Origin of the sequence: Bacillus sp. FSL W8-0519, from assembly GCF_038005585.1 — a bacterium.
Lineage (GTDB): Bacteria > Bacillota > Bacilli > Bacillales > Bacillaceae_G > Bacillus_A > Bacillus_A paranthracis.
The window spans coordinates 3,520,644-3,539,154 of record NZ_JBBOTL010000001.1; the positions used below are offsets into that span (position 1 = coordinate 3,520,644).

Consider the following 18,511-nt stretch of genomic DNA (forward strand, 5'->3'; position numbering starts at 1 on the left):
ATATGTTCACTCATCCTTTTCGAAATTTAAACCTTCTAATATAATAGCAGAGGAAGCACATTTCATCTAGTTAGCGGGGGAGAAAATTCATGGCATGGGAGATTTTTAGCATCATAGGCACAATTGCTTTCGCATTAAGCGGGGCTATTGTTGCAATGGAAGAGGATTATGATATTTTCGGGGTGTATATTTTAGGAATGGCAACCGCATTTGGGGGAGGTGCCCTTCGTAATTTATTAATCGGTTATCCGATTGTCGCGTTTTGGCAACAAGACATGTTATTCCAAATCGCACTTTTATCAATGACGATTATTTTTCTTTTTCCAAATAAATTAATTAGACACTGGAAAAAGTGGGAAAACATCACTGATGCTATCGGCTTATCAGCATTTGCCGTACAAGGGGCATTATACGCTCAAAAATTAAATTTACCAATTAGCGCTACAATCGTAGCAGCCGTTTTAACTGGCATTGGAGGCGGTATTATCCGCGATCTTTTAGCCCGTAGAAAACCTCTCGTTCTTCGAGCTGATGTATATGCTTTTTGGACGATTCTGGCAGGTTTCTTAATCGGCGCTCAAATTATTGTTAGCGATTGGGCTCTATACACCTTATTCATTTTAATTGTTTGCTTCCGCATGGTTTCTATTCATTACAAATGGCATTTACCGCATAGACGCATCGACACAAACGAACGTTCAATGCATAAATAGCAATCCAACCTCTTTACAGATCGTAAAGAGGTTTTTCTTTTCTAACGAGTTTTTCCTTACATAATGTTTATACTAATTCTCAAAGCGAGGTGAACACAAATGACAAACCATGTGAATAAAGGGGCTCAAAAAAGCTCAGTAGGTCAAATTGGACATGATCCTAATTCTGCACACGAAAAAAGCGCTAAAATGGAACGTTTCCATAAATCTTATCAAGAAAAAGCAAAAAAATAGTAGAGCACTTATATAAAAAAACAGACGCACAGTTTACGTACTGTGCGTCTCCTCTTCAAGCATCAAATCACTACTTGATATTCCAATCAAATCATATTTATCATACGCATCCTCTTGTAACAACCGCATAGCTTGTGTACGAATTGATTTTTCAACAATATTCCGGACATATCGTCCATTACTAAAGGATGTAATTTGCGATGAGTACTTTACAGCATGTAAATGATCTCTAAATTTCCATTCAGCCTCTTTCGATAACTGATATTCACGTTCTTCATACATCCTCTTCCCTATTTCTAACAGTTGATTTACTGAGTAATCCGCAAACTCAATTATAAACGGAAAACGAGATTGCAGTCCTGGATTCAATGAAAGAAAGTGATTCATCTCTCTGGAATATCCAGCTAAAATCAATACAAAACCGTGTTGTTTATCTTCCATATGTTTTACGAGCGTATCAATTGCTTCTTTTCCAAAATCTTTTTCTCCCCCTCGTGCTAATGAATAAGCCTCATCAATAAACAAAATTCCCCCCATTGCTTTTTTTATTAAATCTCTTGTTTTTTGAGCCGTATGACCGATGTACTCTCCTACAAGATCTGCACGTTCAGCTTCAACTAAGTGCCCTTTTGATAGAATATTCATCTCAAATAACAATTTTCCTATCATTCTAGCAACAGTTGTCTTCCCTGTACCCGGATTGCCTTTAAACAACATATGGAGTACTTGCTTCTCAGACTTCAATCCTATTTCTTGTCTTTTTTTATTCACATAAATCCAAGCATATATTTCTTTTATTATCTTTTTTATATCATCCATCCCAACGAGTTTTCCCATCTCTTCTTCAATTCTTTGCAGCATCTCATGTTTCGTAGTAGTTTCATTTGAAATTACTGTTTTATTTTCTGCAGCCGGTAAAGAAATTTTCTTTCGATGATTTAACACAATGTTAATTTGATTATTATTTTTCTTTCGCATCGATTGTTCCATACAATCACCTCATTTTATCCACTCACCAAATATTATTATTCTTGTCTCCTTTGCAAATGACTATTTTCAGAAAAGTTTGCTATAATAAAAGAAATAATGAAGGTGGTGGGACTATGGAGACAACGGAATTCCATGATACAATACAAGCCTTTTCTATTTTTTTATTGAATAAAGGCCGAAAACCTTCAACCATTAAACGTTATGTTTATGACATTGAAGATTTCGGACATTGGTTAGAAAAAAACAAAAAGCTCCCTTCCAGTAATATATGGGCTACACTTTGTACAAAAGACTACGAAGATTACTTTTCCGACTTAAAAAAGAATCGACATTACTCAGAGAAAACGATGCACCGTGTATTCATTGTATTAAATCGAATGCATCACTTTCTAAATATTCCCAACCCATTAAAGAACATGGAAATTTCTATTCAACCAGACCGCACACTCCGCAATGAAGATTTCATTTCATCTGATGAAGAAAAAAGATTAAAACATATAGTCACTTCATTAGAAGGACTTTCAGAAAAACAACGTCCTGTACGCCCTTTATTGATGGATCGTAATATCGCTATTTTAAATTTATTAATTGACTATGGATTATCCTTACAGGAACTTACAGCATTAACTATGCATCACGTCCACTTTGAAACTAACACATTATCTATACCTGCAACCGCAGGAGTAGAAAGAACAATTACTTTAACTAGCGAAGACAAAAAACAACTATATACTTATTACAAAAGCATCCCCGAACCCGTTCGTCCAAAATATCATAGTAATGACCCATTATTTGTCGCATTCGATTTTAATCGCGGAACATATAGATGGGTATACGAAAATGATGCACCGAAGGGATTAACAGAAATCGCTATCCAAAAAATGATTCGCCTTGAAGTATCCAGAGCTAATTTACGCAAAGGAATCTCAGGACAACACTTTCGTAACACCTATATTTTAAACTTAATAAAAAAAGAAACTCCGGAGTCAGAAATTATAAAGCTAGCTGGCTTCAAATCAAAGATTTCACTAAAACGATATTATCAATACGCAGAAAATAGAAAAAACGCCTTATTATAAGGCGTTTTTTCTATTTTTTCTTCAAACAAACGATTTTACTATGACCATTTAACTAATTTTTGCATCTACTATGATGAGTTTCGTTCATATCCTCATTAGAAAGGAGAGATTTAATGTCTCATTATAACGACAGTCAGAACAAATTCTCCAAACCATGCTTTCCAAGTAGCGCTGGACGAATTCCAAATACTCCATCAATCCCAGTTACTAAGGCACAACTTAGAACATTCCGCGCAATCATTATCGATTTAACAAAAATAATCCCAAAACTTTTCGCAAATCCATCTCCCCAAAATATTGAAGATCTAATTGATACATTGAACCTACTAAGTAAATTTATTTGTTCACTAGATGCTACTTCCTCCCTGAAAGCACAAGGGTTAGCTATTATTAAAAACTTAATAACTATATTAAAAAATCCAACTTTCGTAGCAAGCGCTGTATTTATCGAGCTTCAAAATCTAATTAATTATTTACTATCCATTACAAAACTATTCCGAATTGACCCTTGCACACTTCAAGAGCTTCTTAAATTAATCGCAGCATTACAAACCGCTCTAGTTAATTCTGCTTCATTCATTCAAGGACCTACTGGACCTACTGGGCCAGCAGGGGCTACCGGTGCTACTGGTGCTACCGGACCTCGGGGTAATACGGGGGCTACTGGTGCTACTGGACCTCAAGGTAATACGGGGGCTACTGGTGCTACTGGACCTCGAGGTAACACGGGCGCTACTGGCGCCACTGGACTAAGGTGGCGCTACTGGTGCTACCGGACCTCGAGGTAACACGGGCGCTACTGGCGCTACTGGACCTCAAGGTAACACACTGGTGCTACCGGACCTCTGGGGCTACTGGTGCCACTGGACCTCAAGGGCCTCAAGGTAACACAGGCGCTACTGGTGCTACCGGACCTCTCACGGGACCTGCTGGGGGCTACTGGTGCCACTGGACCGGGCGCTACTGGCGCTACTGGACCTCAAGGTAACACGGGCGCTACTGGTGCTACTGGACCTCAAGGACCTCAAGGACCTCAAGGTAACACAGGACCTGCTGGGGCTACTGGTGCCACTGGACCTCAAGGGCCTCAAGGTAACACGGGCGCTACTGGCGCTACCGGATCTCAAGGACCTGCTGGGGCTACTGGTGCCACTGGACCTCAAGGACCTCAAGGTAATACGGGGGCTACTGGCGCTACCGGACCTCAGGGACCTCAAGGTAATACAGGGGCTACTGGCGCTACCGGTGCTACTGGTATAGGAGTTACAGGACCGACCGGACCTTCTGGTGGGCCTCCTGGACCGACTGGACCTCAAGGTAACACGGGGGCTACCGGCGCTACTGGACCTCAAGGTATTCAAGGGCCGGCGGGTGCTACCGGCGCTACTGGACCTCAAGGTATTCAAGGACCGGCGGGTGCTACCGGCGCTACTGGACCTCAAGGCGTTCAAGGTAATACAGGTGCTACTGGTGCTACCGGACCTCAAGGGCCTCAAGGTAACACGGGCGCTACTGGACCTCAAGGACCTCAAGGTAACACAGGTGCTACTGGTGCCACTGGACCTCAAGGTGCTCAAGGACCGGCGGGTGCTACCGGCGCTACTGGACCTCAAGGCGTTCAAGGTAACACAGGTGCTACTGGTGCCACTGGACCTCAAGGTGTTCAAGGGCCAACGGGTGCTACTGGTATAGGAGTTACCGGACCTACTGGACCTTCTGGTGGGCCTCCTGGACCTACTGGACCTCAGGGACCTCAAGGTATTCAAGGACCGGCGGGTGCTACTGGTGCCACTGGGCCTCAAGGCGTTCAAGGACCGGCAGGTGCTACTGGTGCCACTGGACCTCAAGGTGCTCAAGGACCGGCGGGTGCTACTGGTGCCACTGGGCCTCAAGGCGTTCAAGGGCCAACGGGCGCTACTGGTATAGGAGTTACCGGACCTACTGGGCCTACTGGACCTAGCTTCCCTATAGCAACAATTGTTGTAACAAACAACATTCAACAAACAGTACTACAATTTAATAACTTTATCTTCAGTACTGCAATTAACGTAAATAATATTATCTTTAATGGCACAGACACAGTTACAGTTATCAACGGTGGTATTTATGTAATTAGTGTATCCATCTCCACAACTGCACCAGGATGTGCGCCACTCGGAGTAGGAATTTCAATAAATGGAGCAGTCGCAACTGACAACTTCTCTTCAAATTTAATAGGCGACTCACTTTCATTTACTACAATCGAAACATTAGCTGCCGGAGCAAACATTTCTGTCCAATCTACTCTTAACGAGATTACGATCCCTGCAACAGGAAATACTAACATTCGTCTAACTGTATTTAGAATCGCTTAAATTTCACTATTTATCGTTTATGGCAAATAAAAAAAGAGCGAGAAACTCGCTCTTTTTTTGTTATGTACAATAATTCATTACTATTCTAATTCAATTGAAACATTTTTTTGTGGTACAAATGTAGAAATTGCGTGTTTATAAATAAGCTGTTGCTTACCTTCTGTTTCCAGTAGGACTGTAAAATTATCAAATCCTTTAATTAATCCACGAAGCTGGAAACCATTTAATAAGTACAGCGTAACAAACGTATTCTCTTTACGGAGTTGATTTAAAAACTGATCTTGAATATTGATTGATTGCTTCATGTCGAATCCTCCTCTTTTTCTCTACTTACTATTATTCGACTTTAGTTGTAGCTTTCCTTCTATGTATCGTAAAATTTCTGACGTTTTTTCACCGTCTGTAACATCAAACCATGTGACATCCATCTTATTACGGAACCACGTTAATTGACGTTTTGCATAACGACGTGAATTCGTCTTTAATTGTGATACCGCTTCTTCTAAAGAGACACGATCCTCAAAATAATCATATATCTCTTTATACCCAATCGCTTGAATAGATTGACAATCTCGTATCCCTCGATTATACAACCCTTCTACTTCTTCTAATAAACCTTGGTCCATCATTATATCAACTCGTAAGTTAATGCGATCGTATAGCATTTCACGATCCATTGTCAAGCCAATTAAGGAAACATCGTATAATAACTCGTTTTCTTGTTTTTCAAGTTGATCACTCATCTTTTCACCCGTCGTGTGGAAAATTTCTAACGCCCTAATGACACGGCGTACATTATTTGCATGAATACGCTCAGCGCTTTCTGGGTCTACTTCCTGTAATTTCTTATGTACATATTCCACACCACGTTCTAATGCTAACTTTTCCATTTGTTCTCGGTATATAGCATCACCAGCATCATCCGTAAACTGATAATCGAATAAAACAGATTGTATATACAGACCAGTTCCACCAACGATAATCGGCAATTTACCACGCTCTGTAATCTCGCGAATATGCTTACGAACACGTTCTTGAAATTCGGCAACCGAAAATGATTCTTCTGGATTTTTTATATCAACCATATAATGTGGAATTCCGTCCATCTCTTCTTTCGTCACCTTTGCGGTTCCAATATCCATCGTACGATAAATCTGCATGGAATCTCCACTTATAATTTCACCATTTAACGCTTTGGCAAGATCAATACTTAACTTCGTCTTCCCAACAGCAGTTGGTCCAATGATGACAGCAACTTTTTCACGTTGCACTTCTCCCATATCATTCAACTCTCTTTATGTAATGTACTCCATCTATTGATTATATCCAATCTTACCAATTTTAACGGCATGATTGCAAGTTCTTTCATTACGGTACATGAAATTATAAATAAAAAAGAACATAGTTTGTCCAATTCCGCATATACATGATTAAAAATACCTTCGAGAGGATGAGTTAACTATGAAACAATCCACTATCAATTTTTCATCTTTGACAAAAGACCTCATTTTAGCTACTGCTACAAAAGAACACAATTGTTCACAAGAAGAATTATACTTCGCCTTAAATTGTTTACTACGTTCTTTTCATTCTGCTCTCCAAGAAACAACATTACATCTAGAAAATAAAGATACAGAGTATATACAAAACCAATTTTGCAGCGCATATAAAATTATTACAGGTAAAACTATTTATCCTTTTCAATAATCCATAAAAGGCGATTGCTTACATACTTTCAAGCAACCGCCTTTTATATTAATACATATATACTACTCTATAACTTTCACTTTTACAGATTTGCGCCCCCAGCTATTCGCACTACCATCTGAGCCAACTAAAACATCAATACGATTTCCTTTAATCGCACCACCAGTATCTCCAGCAATCGCTTCTCCATATCCTTCTACCCATACTTTTGATCCAAGTGGAATTACTTTAGGATCAACAGCAATTACTTTCATATTTGGATTCGCTGTTAAGTCATGCCCCATTGCAGTTAATACACGACCACCATACGAACCATTCTCACTCGGATCTGCTGTATATGCTGTCGCTTCTACCGTTATTTCACGTCCACTAGTCGGTGCACTTGTTTCATTAGATTTCGCAACTTGTTTCGTAGTTGACTGCTGTTTTGCCACAGGTTTACTTGATTCTACATTCTTAACAGATTCTTTACTCTTAACTACTTTATTACTTTTAACCGGCGTATTTACTCTTTCCGGCGCTTCTTCTTTCGTTGCAACTTCTTTCTTTTCAATCACTGGTGCCGTTCCTGTTAAAAATGGCACATGAACATATCCTGTTTTTCCATTATAGTCAAATTGCAACCATTCATTTTGAACTTGATTTGTCGTTTCAATTACATCATTTTTATTCAGTTTTCCAAGAATTTCCGAGTCAGTATTCGCTCCAGCGCGAACATTTAACACACCCGCCGTCACATAATATGTACTTTTTGTAAATTCAGCACTTACAAACGCTTCTTGACCATTTAATTTAATTTTTGTCCATCCGTTTTCTGTATTTACAACATCTAATTTATGTCCACTTAACATTTTACCTACAAGCTTAGACTCTACAGTTGGGTTTTCTCTAACATTTAATACGTCTGTTGTTACAATCGTTTCCGCTTTCGCAGAACCTGCAAAAATCCCAAGACCAAAAACTGCCGCCGTTGCTATACCTAATAATTTTTTCATGAATAGCCTCCATTTGCTTTGTTTTCGTATTTTTATTATAGCAACGGATTTTTAAGATTTTTAGAAAACACACAATTACAAACCATTCGTAATATACGATTAATGAGCTGTAACATAAATTTCCATATTAATGAATTACATTTCCAATAGAATTCCCAATAGTTTTCATATATTTTCCACATACAAGCACCAGAATTTTTTTCCAAAAAAAATTACAGTATTACTTTTTTGTTACAAAAAAAGCATATTTCATTACATCTTTTACCAAAATTCATCATTATCCAATTATCAACCTCCTTTTTTGTAATAAAAAGGAGCAGCTAATAAAAGCTACTCCCTTTACACGTATTATTTAACTTTCTTTTTCCAAATTCCCATCATAAGAGCAGAAACAACTGCCCCTATCAATATCGAGAAAATATATAACACTGGTTTATTTACTAAAGCGATAACAAACAATCCACCATGCGGTGCTGGTAATGTAATTTGGAATAACATTGATAATGCACCTGCAATACTTGAACCGACAACACAACTGGCAATTACCCGAACCGGATCTGCTGCTGCAAACGGAATCGCACCTTCTGTAATAAACGATGCCCCCATAATATAATTTGTTAAACCAGACTTACGTTCCGCTTCTGTAAACTTCGATTTAAAGAAGGTAGTTGCTAACGCAATTGCAAGCGGTGGCACCATACCACCAGCCATAACCGCTGAATGCACCCCAAAGTTCTTCGCTTCTATCGCAGCAATACCAAACGTAAATGCTGCTTTATTAATTGGACCACCCATATCAATTGCCATCATCGCACCTAAAATAAGACCTAGTAATATAGCATTTGTACCGTTCAAACCATTTAACCATCCTGTTAACATTTCATTCAATGCTACTACAGGCGGAATTACTACTTTTTGCATAACAACTCCTGTAATCAATAATCCAAAGACTGGATATAACAAAACAGGCTTAATTCCTTCTAACTGTACTGGTAACCCTGAAAATAATTTTTTCAATCCTAAAACAACATATCCGGCTAAGAAACCAGCAATTAATCCACCTAAAAATCCAGCATTCGCATGTGCCGCTAAAAATCCTCCGACAACACCAGGCATAAAACCAGGACGATCAGCAATAGAACTAGCAATAAATCCTGCTAAAATTGGTACAAGGAATAAAAATGCCCCTGTTCCCCCTCCTCCAATAGACATGAACAATTCAGCTAAAGGACCTTCTGCTTTTATACCACCAAACGAAAACGCTAGCGCAATTAAAATCCCGCCACCAACAACGAATGGAAGCATATTACTTACGCCGTTCATTAAATGCTTATAAATTCCTAATCCATTTTCTTTCTCCGTATTTTCTGCCTTTCCATCCTCTTTTACACCTTTAAAGATTGGTGCATCCTGTTTTACAGCACGATTAAGAAGTTTTTCAGTTTTTCTAATCCCGTCAGCGACTGGCACTTGAATAACATGTTTACCAGCAAAACGGTTCATTTCTACTTGTTTATCTGCCGCAACAATTATAGCCGTTGCGCGTTCAATATCCTCTTTCGTTAAACCGTTTTTTATACCTGTTGATCCATTCGTTTCAACTTTAATTGCAATTCCTAGCTCTGCTGCTTTTGCTTTCAAGCTATCTGCAGCCATATATGTGTGAGCGATTCCAGTCGGGCAAGCTGTAACAGCTAATACGTACGGTTCATTCCCTTCTGGTTTTGCAACTTCAACCTCTTCTTCTTCTTTTTCATTTTCTTTTTCATCAAATAAACGAAGAAGTTCTTCTTCATCCTTCGCTTCTAACAATTGCTTACGAAACCCTTCATCCATTAATAGTGTAGATAGGCGTGATAACGTTTCTAAATGCGTATTATTCGCCCCTTCACTTGCAGCAATCATAAAAAATAAATGCGCAGGTTGTCCGTCAAGCGATTCATAGTTGATACCGCTTACACTTCTACCAAAACAAATCGCTGGTTGCTTAACAGCTTTTGTTTTCGCATGAGGTATAGCAATCCCTTCACCAATGCCGGTTGTACTTTGTGACTCCCTCTTTAAAATAGCTTCTTTAAATTCAGCTTTGCTATTTAAACGATTTGCCCCGTTTAATTTCTCAACTAACTCATCTATGACAGCTTCTTTATTTGAAGCTGTCAAATTCATAATAACTGTATCCCTTTTTAATAGTTCTGTAATTTTCATATGTTGCTTCCCCCTATCGCTTAGTTACAATTACTTGCGACAATAATTCTTCTACTTTTTCCTTTTCACATAAATCGGCTGAAAATGCTGTTGCACTCCCTGTTGCAACGCCATATTGAAATGCCTTTTCAATATCTTTTGTCTGTTCATATCTTCCTACAAATCCCGCAACGAGAGAATCTCCAGCCCCAACCGAATTAATTACAACGCCTTTTGGAATAGTTGCTTCATATATACCTTCTGCCGTAAATAATAAAGCTCCATCTCCGGCCATTGATACGATAACGTGCTCTACACCTTGTTCAACTAATTTTCTTCCATATGGTAAAACATCTTCTACTGTGGAAATCTCTACTCCGAATAACTCACCAAGTTCATGATGATTAGGCTTTATTAAAAATGGTTTATTTTTAACTACATGCTGCAGCGCACTACCACTTGCATCTACTACTACACGAATGCCTTTTTCAGCTCCGAACGCTGCGATTGATTCATAAAAAGTAGTTGGGATAGACGCTGGTACACTTCCAGCTAGTACAACACAATCTCCCTTTTGCATACTTTCAATTTGTTTCATTAATTGTTCAAATTGTTCCTTAGTCACACTAGGTCCTTGCCCATTTAATTCTGTTTCTTCTTGCCCTTTTATTTTCACATTAATTCGAGTATCTTCATTTACTTGGATGAAGTTTGTTATTACACCTTCCGTCTGTAATACATCTTTAATAAATCGACCGGTAAATCCACCAGTAAATCCTAGCGCTACATTTTCCACACCTAAACGATGAAGAACGCGAGAAACATTAATCCCTTTCCCTCCAGGAAACTTCATATCTTTTTCCGCTCGATTTACTGCGCCTAACTCTAAGGAATTAACTTGTACTATATAATCAATAGATGGGTTTAAAGTTACTGTATAGATCATTGTTTATCAGCCTCAATTACATTGGTTTGTCTTTTATATTTTTCTAAATCAATTTCTAAATGGTTTGTAATAATATTCGCCTCTTCCACATTGGCAATTTTCGCAAACGCAACTTCCGAAAACTTACTTTCATCAATTAAGAAATATCCTTCATTTGCTAATGTTAATGCCATTTGCTTTAAAAGTGCCTCTTCTGGATCTGGTGTTGTAAAACCAAGCTGTTCATGTACACCATTCGCTCCTAAAAAACATTTATCAAAACGATACTTTTGCATGCTTTCCTGCGCCATTGCACCGATTAAAGCTTTCGTCCTACTCTTCATCATTCCGCCTAGTAAATATGCACGAATATTATTTTCAACTAAAGCTTCAATATGCATAAGTCCATTCGTAACAACGGTAACATCCTTATTTATTAAAAATGGAATCATTTCAAATGTTGTACTTCCTGCATCTAAATAAATGCAATCACCTTGTTCCACAACGTTAGCCGCATACTTCGCAATTTGTTGTTTTATTTGAATGTTTTTGGATGATTTTTCAACCATCGTCGGCTCCTGTCCTTTTCCTGTTAAAACAGCTGCACCACCGTGAACTCTTTTTAATAACCGTTGTTTTTCCAATTGCGCTAAATCACGACGAATTGTTGATTCAGAGCTTTCTGTTCTTTCCACTAATTGTTGTAATTTAACAACCTTCTGCTCTTTTACAAGTTGCAATATCATTTGATGACGTTCAGGAGTTAACATTTTATTCACCTCTTCTTTGATTACAGTATAATGAAAACGATCACAAAAATCAACCATAAACATTCACAAATAACCAAAAACAATCACAAACAGTTATAAACAACAAAAAAGAAACCCATTGGATTGTTATATCAAATGGGTTCCTTTACTCGCTTCACTTATAAGGAAGCTTTATATATGCTTAAAACATCGTCTTTATTTAATTTTTTAAAGTTACCAAATTCGCCATAAGCCATCGCTTTATCCGCCATTACATCAATTTCATTTTCTCCAATAGCATAATCAGATAACGTTACTGGTGCTTCAATTGAAGTCCAAAATTGACGTAACGCCTCAATTCCTTCTAACGCAATTTCTCGATCAGTCTTTCCATCTGTTTCTACATCGAATACACGAATAGCGAACTGTTTAAAACGACTTACATTTTCATCTACAACATGCTTCATCCAGTTCGGGAATAAAATCGCAAGGCCACCTCCGTGTGGTATATCATGAACCGCTGAAACCGCGTGCTCAATATTGTGTGTTGCCCAGTCTCCTTTTACTCCCATCGCTAAAATACCGTTTAGCGCCATAGTACCGCAGTATAAAATCGTTTCTCTATGCTCATAATTTTCTAGATCATTTAAAAGCTTAGGAGCTGTCTCAATGACTGTTTTTAAAACAGATTCACAATAACGATCTTGTAATTCTGTATTTGTTCCATGATGGAAATATTGTTCTAATACGTGTGACATAATATCTACCATACCGTAAATTGTTTGATCCCTCGGTACAGACGCAGTATGAGCTGGATCTAAAATTGAAAACTGAGGGAAGGTAACTGGGCTACCCCAGCCATATTTTTCATTCGTTTCCCAGTTTGTAATGACAGAACCAGCATTCATTTCAGATCCTGTTGCCGCAAGAGTAAGCACAGTACCAAATGGTAATGCCTCACTGGCAAATGTTTTTTTCGTTACAATATCCCACACATCTCCATCGTACTTACTACCAGCTGCAATTGCCTTCGTACAGTCGATTACACTACCTCCACCAACTGCTAAAATAAATTCAACACCATTATCTTTACAAATTTGAATCCCTTTCTTTACAGTTGATACACGTGGATTCGGTTCAACACCTGTCAATTCAAATACTTCTGCATTTATTTCCTTTAAAATAGAAATTACATTATCATAAATACCGTTTCTTTTAATGCTGCCTCCCCCGTATACGAGAAGAACTTTTTTACCGAACTGTGGAATTTCAGTTTTCAATTGCTCTAATTGACCTTTACCGAAAATAAGTTTCGTTGGATTACGAAATACAAAATTTTGCATATCCCTTTACCATCCCTTCTATATGAAAAGCAACTATACTTTTGTATACCATATTTTTTTCATTTTACAAAAACATTTGCCTAACAAAAAAATCCCAGCCTATAGGCTGAGATTTTTTATTGATAATAAGGTGAGATCATTAAGTAAACAATAACACCAGATAAACTTACATATAACCAAATCGGCATCGTCCAACGTACAATTTTACGATGACGTGTTAATTGATTTGTAAAACCAAATACAAGTGCAAACAATGCAAGTGGTACGATAATTGCTGCAAGGATAATATGTGTAATTAAAATGATGAAATACACATATTTAATGAATCCTTCGCCACCAAAATGTGTTGCTGGCGCCAAGTAATGATACGATAAATAAGAAACACAAAATAGCAACGTCGTTGTAAATGCTGCTAGGATGAAGCCACGATGCATTTTCACATTCTTCTTAATAATAGAGAATAACGCTGCTAATAAAAATACGAACGTAAAGCTATTAAAAATTGCGTTTAACATTGGTAAAATCGTTACATCAAAATGTACTTCTCCTTCATAGCCAACAGGTCCAAAGAACAAAAATAAAATAATCGCATTTACAATTACAGAAAGCGTTATCACAATAGGAGCATAGCTTTTCTGATTTGTTGATTGATCCACCAAAATGGTCACACCCTCTTCCTTCAAATATGTATACGTAACCTCACTATTTTAACATACTATTCACAGTGTAAATGTGACAATAGTTTGACACAGCAAGACAAAACAAAGAAAAAATCCTTCTTAATAAAACTTCTTAAGAAGGATTTTATCGCTTTATTATTCAAATAGCAATGCGATTAGTTTTTGTTAAAAAATGTATCGCTATATGCTTGAAAAATTTCAGACACTTGATATCCCATTAAAGAAATTGCTGTTAATGAAAAGAAACCAATCATAAGAAATCGAAACCACATATAAATCTCCTCCTTGTATTTAGCTTAAAGAACATTCGCTATATTACAAGTTGAGTGGCACTCTTCATCGTCACTTTCCTTTTTCTTTACAATTGCTGTAATAAATCGAATCATAAAGAAAAATACAAAAGGAAATTGTTCGTAATTTACCTTGGCATAGTTCAGCAACGGCTCGCGTTGCATATCGAACGGGGATGAGAAGGAATAGAACATACCTTGCTCTTCCATATATACAATTACAATTTTCATACAAAATACGATTCCTAGAAAAGAAACAATATCTTGCCATTCTGTCGTATATAACAGGTTATACAGCTCTAATACATACTCTTCCATCGTCATCCCCCCTTCCTTTTTTACCATTCTGCTCGCCTTCGTATAAAAAGTCAAGAAAAAAGTTTATATTCACTATGACAATAGTAATTACTCTTTTCTTTACTTATATATGAATCTTTTCTACCAATGATTGGATGTAGCATTTCTTAGAAAACAAGAAATTAGAATCGAACAGATTTCTCATTCTTACTTTTAGTATTCAACACCGTACTATTTTTATTTCTATTAAAAATAAAATAAGAAAGTATTATAAGAACAGTAACAAGCATCGTCAAAAGTGCTTGTGAACGTAAAGATTCAATTGCAAGCATCGCAACTAAAACAGCTATAATAGCGGCAATTGTAACATACGTTACATACGGGAAAAACCACATTTTCACTTTCAAATTTTGTTGTTCTACTTTCCCCATTTTTTTACGGATCTTTAAATGCGAAACAGCTATAACGAGATAAACGAGTAACGCAATTCCGCCAGATGCATTGACTAAAAATAAAAAGACTTTATCTGGAGATATATAACTAAAAACAACTCCAATATAAGCGAAGAACGTTCCGAATAAAACGGCCCGAACTGGAACACCACTACTATTCAATTTCAAAAATGCCTTTGGAGCATCTCCTCTTTCTGCCATTGAAAAAAGCATTCTTGAGTTCGTATATAAACCAGAATTTAAACAAGAAAGTACAGCTGTTAAAACGATAAAATTCATAATTTGTGCTGCCGCTGGTATCCCTATATGTTCCAGTACCGCTACAAACGGACTTTTTAATATGTTCGCTGAATTCCATGGAAGAAGTGTAACAACTACAGCAATCGATCCAATGAAAAATACGAGAATACGCCAAATTACACTATTTGTTGCTGTTTTTACTGCTTTTACAGGTTCAGCAGACTCTCCAGCAGCTACTGCAACAATCTCAGATCCCATAAATGAAAATATTACGACAGTAATTCCAAGTAGCACCGAACTTATACCGTTTGGCATAAATCCTCCTTGTCCTACTAAATTCGAAGTGCCAGGTGCTTCCGTTCCTGGTACAAATCCTAAAATAACAGCTAGTCCAAGACAAAGGAACAAAACGATACTTATTACTTTAATAAAAGAAAACCAATATTCAAACTCTCCAAATGATTTCACCGAAAAAACATTCGTCAATGTTAATAAAATCGTTAATATTAGGCTTAATAACCAAAGAGGGATTTCTGGAATCCAGTATTGAATAATACCAGCACCTGCTGTGGCTTCTATCGCAATAACAATTACCCAGAAAAACCAATATAGCCACCCAATTGTATAACCGGCCCATGGACCAATTGCTTCTCTTGCATATGTTGCAAATGACCCACTTGTCGGGTTAATAGCTGCCATTTCCCCAAGCATTCTCATAACGAAAACGACTAGAAGTCCTGCTAATGCATATGAAACGATAGAACCTGGTCCTGCTGAATGCACAACTGCCCCACTTCCAACAAACAAACCAGCTCCTATTACGCCGCCAATTGAGATCATTGTAATGTGGCGTATTTTGAGGTCTTTCTTAAGATTTTTATCCAACTCTTATACATCCCCTTCCAAACGTAATTTTGAAATTTATGTAAGAGTATTATGTGAAAACTTTGCCTACACTTTAAAATATATCAAAATATTCTGAATTTAACAATTGTAATGCAAGCTCCCATAAAAATTATTACATTAGGTTTAATAATTTTCCATATACAATTGTTGAGAAAATTATAGCTACCTTACGAAAGAACGAATTTTCAGATATCATTAAATAAACAAGATTATACATCTAGACAACTTTTTGTATAGGAGTGTTGATATGTTAAACAAGTTCAAATTCATTTGTTGTACGTTAGTCATTTTTTTACTGCTACCACTAGCCCCCTTTCAAGCACAAGCAGCAAACAATTTAGGATCAAAACTACTCGTTGGATACTGGCATAACTTTGATAACGGTACTGGCATTATTAAATTAAGAGACGTTTCACCAAAATGGGATGTAATTAATGTATCTTTCGGGGAAACTGGTGGTGATCGTTCTACTGTTGAATTTTCTCCTGTGTATGGTACAGATGCAGAATTCAAATCAGATATTTCTTATTTAAAGAGTAAAGGAAAAAAAGTAGTTCTTTCAATTGGTGGACAAAATGGAGTCGTTTTACTTCCTGACAATGCCGCTAAGCAACGCTTTATTAATTCCATACAATCTCTCATTGATAAATACGGTTTTGATGGAATAGATATTGACCTTGAATCAGGTATTTACTTAAACGGAAATGACACTAATTTCAAAAACCCAACTACTCCTCAAATCGTAAATCTTATTTCGGCTATTCGAACAATCTCAGATCATTACGGTCCCGACTTTCTATTAAGCATGGCTCCTGAAACAGCTTATGTTCAAGGCGGTTATAGTGCATACGGAAGCATCTGGGGTGCATATTTACCGATTATTTACGGAGTGAAAGACAAACTGACATACATTCACGTTCAACACTACAACGCTGGCAGCGGGGTTGGAATGGACGGTAATAACTACAATCAAGGTACTGCAGACTACGAGGTCGCTATGGCAGATATGCTCTTACATGGTTTTCCTGTAGGTGGTAATGCAAATAACATGTTCCCAGCTCTTCGTTCGGATCAAGTAATGATTGGACTTCCTGCAGCACCAGCGGCCGCTCCAAGTGGTGGGTATATTTCTCCAACTGAAATGAAAAAAGCTTTAGATTATATCATTAAGGGAATTCCTTTCGGAGGAAAGTATAAACTTTCAAATGAGAGTGGCTATCCTGCATTCCGCGGCCTAATGTCTTGGTCTATTAATTGGGATGCAAAAAACAACTTTGAATTCTCTAGTAACTATAGAACATATTTCGATGCGATTCCCTTGCAAAAATAATGAAAACAACAATAGGTTTTATATGACCTATTGTTGTTTTTTATTTACCACCAATTAACATCGCTCGTTCATCAAAATCAAATTGAGAATGATGATGTGGAATTGAATACATTAGTTACTATTTTGCTTCAATACAAATACTGAAAGTTCAGGTACACTCCAAAATCTAACAGGCATTCGGGTTGTCCCAATACCACGATTTACATATAAATATAACGGCTTACTCTTCCCTTCTACTTCATACATACCTTCAACATGACTCTCAGCTAGTTTTGTCGTAATGAATGGACCGATAAAAGGAATTTGAACTTGTCCTCCGTGACTATGGCCTGACATTTGAAAATCAACTGGGTAACGTGCTACTTTGTTTACAACATCCGGCTCATGTACTAATAACATATTGAAATCTTGTTGCCTTACATGTTTTAAAGTTGAGTCTATTTGCGGCTTACCTAATAAAAAATCATCCAAACCTGATATTGTAATATATTTGCCGTTTTCCGCTTTAATTTTCTGCACTTCATTGACTAACACAGCGAAACCAGCTTCCTCCATATATTTTTTATAAAATAAACTACCTCCGCCGCCCCTATCATGATTCCCAAACACTGCATATTTCCCTAAGGGTGCATGTATTTGCTGTAATATGCCTTTTGCTTCTTCTTTTTCGGCTTGATACGATCCAAATTTATCTATTAAATCCCCTGTAAAAACTACTACATCCGGACGTAACGCATTCATCTTCTCCACCAAATTTTCTAGTTGTTTCAGTGTGAATTCTGGTCCTAAATGTACATCTGAGAACTGCAATATTTTTTTATTATGAAACTCTTTAGGAATTGTAGAAGATTCTATTTCATTCCACGTAACTGTTACTAGTTTTCGTTCTATTTCTGTCGCATAGAAATACAAACTTATAGAAATCATTACTACACTTACAAAACTGATTATAGATACCTTGACGATTGATTTTTTTTGTTCTTCTTTTACGTGATACGTATTCATGTTCTCACCTCTAGAAGTACTTTAAAACCTTATTG

Annotated in this window: 17 protein-coding genes and 1 pseudogene; 6 read left to right on the forward strand and 12 right to left on the reverse strand. The window is 37.3% G+C overall.

The window, feature by feature from the left end; genetic code table 11:
* Positions 1-89: 89 nt before the first annotated feature.
* Both NST14_RS18400 and NST14_RS18405 read left to right on the forward strand, forming a co-directional pair.
* The gene (locus NST14_RS18400; protein ID WP_000312265.1) at positions 90-713 is read left to right on the forward strand and encodes a trimeric intracellular cation channel family protein; all 624 of its coding nucleotides are present in this window, start codon (positions 90-92) and stop codon (positions 711-713) included.
* A 99-nt stretch (positions 714-812) separates the two neighbouring features.
* Entirely contained in the window at positions 813-947 is a 135-nt protein-coding gene (locus tag NST14_RS18405) for a hypothetical protein (RefSeq protein ID WP_000181496.1), read from the forward strand.
* A gap of 33 nt (positions 948-980) precedes the next feature.
* Here the strand turns inward: NST14_RS18405 and spoVK are convergent, their stop codons facing one another.
* Positions 981-1,937 carry a stage V sporulation protein K gene (gene spoVK / locus NST14_RS18410; protein ID WP_000438181.1) on the reverse strand — a complete coding sequence of 319 codons (957 nt, stop codon included), beginning with the start codon at positions 1,935-1,937 and terminating at the stop codon, positions 981-983.
* Between the two features lie 113 nt (positions 1,938-2,050).
* On the opposite strand from spoVK, the gene NST14_RS18415 reads away from it, so the two are divergent.
* Positions 2,051-3,016, forward strand: a complete 966-nt coding sequence (locus tag NST14_RS18415) for a tyrosine-type recombinase/integrase (RefSeq protein WP_000450313.1) — start codon at positions 2,051-2,053, stop codon at positions 3,014-3,016.
* Between the two features lie 113 nt (positions 3,017-3,129).
* Positions 3,130-5,370 (forward strand): annotated as a pseudogene (locus NST14_RS18420) (Gly-Xaa-Xaa repeat protein).
* Positions 5,371-5,450: 80 nt separating this feature from the next.
* On the opposite strand, the gene hfq reads toward NST14_RS18420, so the two are convergent.
* A complete protein-coding gene (gene hfq / locus NST14_RS18425; protein WP_000813896.1) occupies positions 5,451-5,675 on the reverse strand; it encodes an RNA chaperone Hfq in 225 nt (74 codons plus the stop codon).
* Positions 5,676-5,696: 21 nt separating this feature from the next.
* On the reverse strand, positions 5,697-6,650 hold the full coding sequence (miaA, locus tag NST14_RS18430; protein WP_000504941.1) for a tRNA (adenosine(37)-N6)-dimethylallyltransferase MiaA: 954 nt from the start codon (positions 6,648-6,650) through the stop codon (positions 5,697-5,699).
* Positions 6,651-6,831: 181 nt separating this feature from the next.
* Here miaA and NST14_RS18435 point away from each other — a divergent pair, with 181 nt between their 5' ends.
* Positions 6,832-7,077, forward strand: coding sequence for a hypothetical protein (locus NST14_RS18435; RefSeq protein ID WP_000814415.1), 246 nt, complete (start codon positions 6,832-6,834; stop codon positions 7,075-7,077).
* Positions 7,078-7,139: 62 nt separating this feature from the next.
* Here the strand turns inward: NST14_RS18435 and entD are convergent, their stop codons facing one another.
* The 8 genes from entD to gabP form a co-directional block, all read right to left on the reverse strand.
* Positions 7,140-8,072 carry a cell wall-binding protein EntD gene (gene entD, locus NST14_RS18440; protein ID WP_229142880.1) on the reverse strand — a complete coding sequence of 311 codons (933 nt, stop codon included), beginning with the start codon at positions 8,070-8,072 and terminating at the stop codon, positions 7,140-7,142.
* 348 nt (positions 8,073-8,420) lie between these two features.
* The gene (locus tag NST14_RS18445; RefSeq protein ID WP_074533188.1) at positions 8,421-10,280 is read right to left on the reverse strand and encodes a PTS fructose transporter subunit IIABC; all 1,860 of its coding nucleotides are present in this window, start codon (positions 10,278-10,280) and stop codon (positions 8,421-8,423) included.
* A 13-nt stretch (positions 10,281-10,293) separates the two neighbouring features.
* On the reverse strand, positions 10,294-11,205 hold the full coding sequence (gene pfkB, locus NST14_RS18450; protein ID WP_048557671.1) for a 1-phosphofructokinase: 912 nt from the start codon (positions 11,203-11,205) through the stop codon (positions 10,294-10,296).
* Entirely contained in the window at positions 11,202-11,954 is a 753-nt protein-coding gene (locus NST14_RS18455) for a DeoR/GlpR family DNA-binding transcription regulator (protein ID WP_000957276.1), read from the reverse strand. The genes pfkB and NST14_RS18455 overlap by 4 nt, the downstream gene beginning before the upstream one ends.
* 158 nt (positions 11,955-12,112) lie before the next feature.
* Entirely contained in the window at positions 12,113-13,276 is a 1,164-nt protein-coding gene (locus NST14_RS18460; protein ID WP_001179105.1) for an iron-containing alcohol dehydrogenase, read from the reverse strand.
* 116 nt (positions 13,277-13,392) lie between these two features.
* Positions 13,393-13,935 (reverse strand): DUF420 domain-containing protein, encoded by a 543-nt coding sequence (locus tag NST14_RS18465; RefSeq protein ID WP_000228315.1) that lies wholly within the window; start codon positions 13,933-13,935, stop codon positions 13,393-13,395.
* A gap of 317 nt (positions 13,936-14,252) precedes the next feature.
* The gene (locus NST14_RS18470) at positions 14,253-14,591 is read right to left on the reverse strand and encodes a hypothetical protein (RefSeq protein ID WP_001998080.1); all 339 of its coding nucleotides are present in this window, start codon (positions 14,589-14,591) and stop codon (positions 14,253-14,255) included.
* A gap of 134 nt (positions 14,592-14,725) precedes the next feature.
* Positions 14,726-16,120, reverse strand: coding sequence for a GABA permease (gene gabP / locus NST14_RS18475; RefSeq protein ID WP_000360125.1), 1,395 nt, complete (start codon positions 16,118-16,120; stop codon positions 14,726-14,728).
* 268 nt (positions 16,121-16,388) lie between these two features.
* Here gabP and NST14_RS18480 point away from each other — a divergent pair, with 268 nt between their 5' ends.
* Positions 16,389-17,471 (forward strand): chitinase, encoded by a 1,083-nt coding sequence (locus tag NST14_RS18480; protein WP_000932461.1) that lies wholly within the window; start codon positions 16,389-16,391, stop codon positions 17,469-17,471.
* Between the two features lie 111 nt (positions 17,472-17,582).
* On the opposite strand, the gene NST14_RS18485 is transcribed toward NST14_RS18480, so the two are convergent.
* Complete coding sequence (locus NST14_RS18485) at positions 17,583-18,476, reverse strand: metallophosphoesterase (protein ID WP_001099530.1); 894 nt, start codon at positions 18,474-18,476, stop codon at positions 17,583-17,585.
* Positions 18,477-18,511 lie beyond the last annotated feature (35 nt).

Bases quoted from the DNA above. Each gene is read 5' to 3' on its own strand.
- NST14_RS18400 (WP_000312265.1), top strand. From the start codon at position 90: ATGGCATGGGAGATTTTTAGCATCATAGGCACAATTGCTTTCGCATTA.
- NST14_RS18405 (WP_000181496.1), top strand. From the start codon at position 813: ATGACAAACCATGTGAATAAAGGGGCTCAAAAAAGCTCAGTAGGTCAA.
- spoVK (WP_000438181.1), bottom strand. From the start codon at position 1,937: ATGGAACAATCGATGCGAAAGAAAAATAATAATCAAATTAACATTGTG.
- NST14_RS18415 (WP_000450313.1), top strand. From the start codon at position 2,051: ATGGAGACAACGGAATTCCATGATACAATACAAGCCTTTTCTATTTTT.
- hfq (WP_000813896.1), bottom strand. From the start codon at position 5,675: ATGAAGCAATCAATCAATATTCAAGATCAGTTTTTAAATCAACTCCGT.
- miaA (WP_000504941.1), bottom strand. From the start codon at position 6,650: ATGGGAGAAGTGCAACGTGAAAAAGTTGCTGTCATCATTGGACCAACT.
- NST14_RS18435 (WP_000814415.1), top strand. From the start codon at position 6,832: ATGAAACAATCCACTATCAATTTTTCATCTTTGACAAAAGACCTCATT.
- entD (WP_229142880.1), bottom strand. From the start codon at position 8,072: ATGAAAAAATTATTAGGTATAGCAACGGCGGCAGTTTTTGGTCTTGGG.
- NST14_RS18445 (WP_074533188.1), bottom strand. From the start codon at position 10,280: ATGAAAATTACAGAACTATTAAAAAGGGATACAGTTATTATGAATTTG.
- pfkB (WP_048557671.1), bottom strand. From the start codon at position 11,205: ATGATCTATACAGTAACTTTAAACCCATCTATTGATTATATAGTACAA.
- NST14_RS18455 (WP_000957276.1), bottom strand. From the start codon at position 11,954: ATGTTAACTCCTGAACGTCATCAAATGATATTGCAACTTGTAAAAGAG.
- NST14_RS18460 (WP_001179105.1), bottom strand. From the start codon at position 13,276: ATGCAAAATTTTGTATTTCGTAATCCAACGAAACTTATTTTCGGTAAA.
- NST14_RS18470 (WP_001998080.1), bottom strand. From the start codon at position 14,591: ATGGTAAAAAAGGAAGGGGGGATGACGATGGAAGAGTATGTATTAGAG.
- NST14_RS18480 (WP_000932461.1), top strand. From the start codon at position 16,389: ATGTTAAACAAGTTCAAATTCATTTGTTGTACGTTAGTCATTTTTTTA.
- NST14_RS18485 (WP_001099530.1), bottom strand. From the start codon at position 18,476: ATGAATACGTATCACGTAAAAGAAGAACAAAAAAAATCAATCGTCAAG.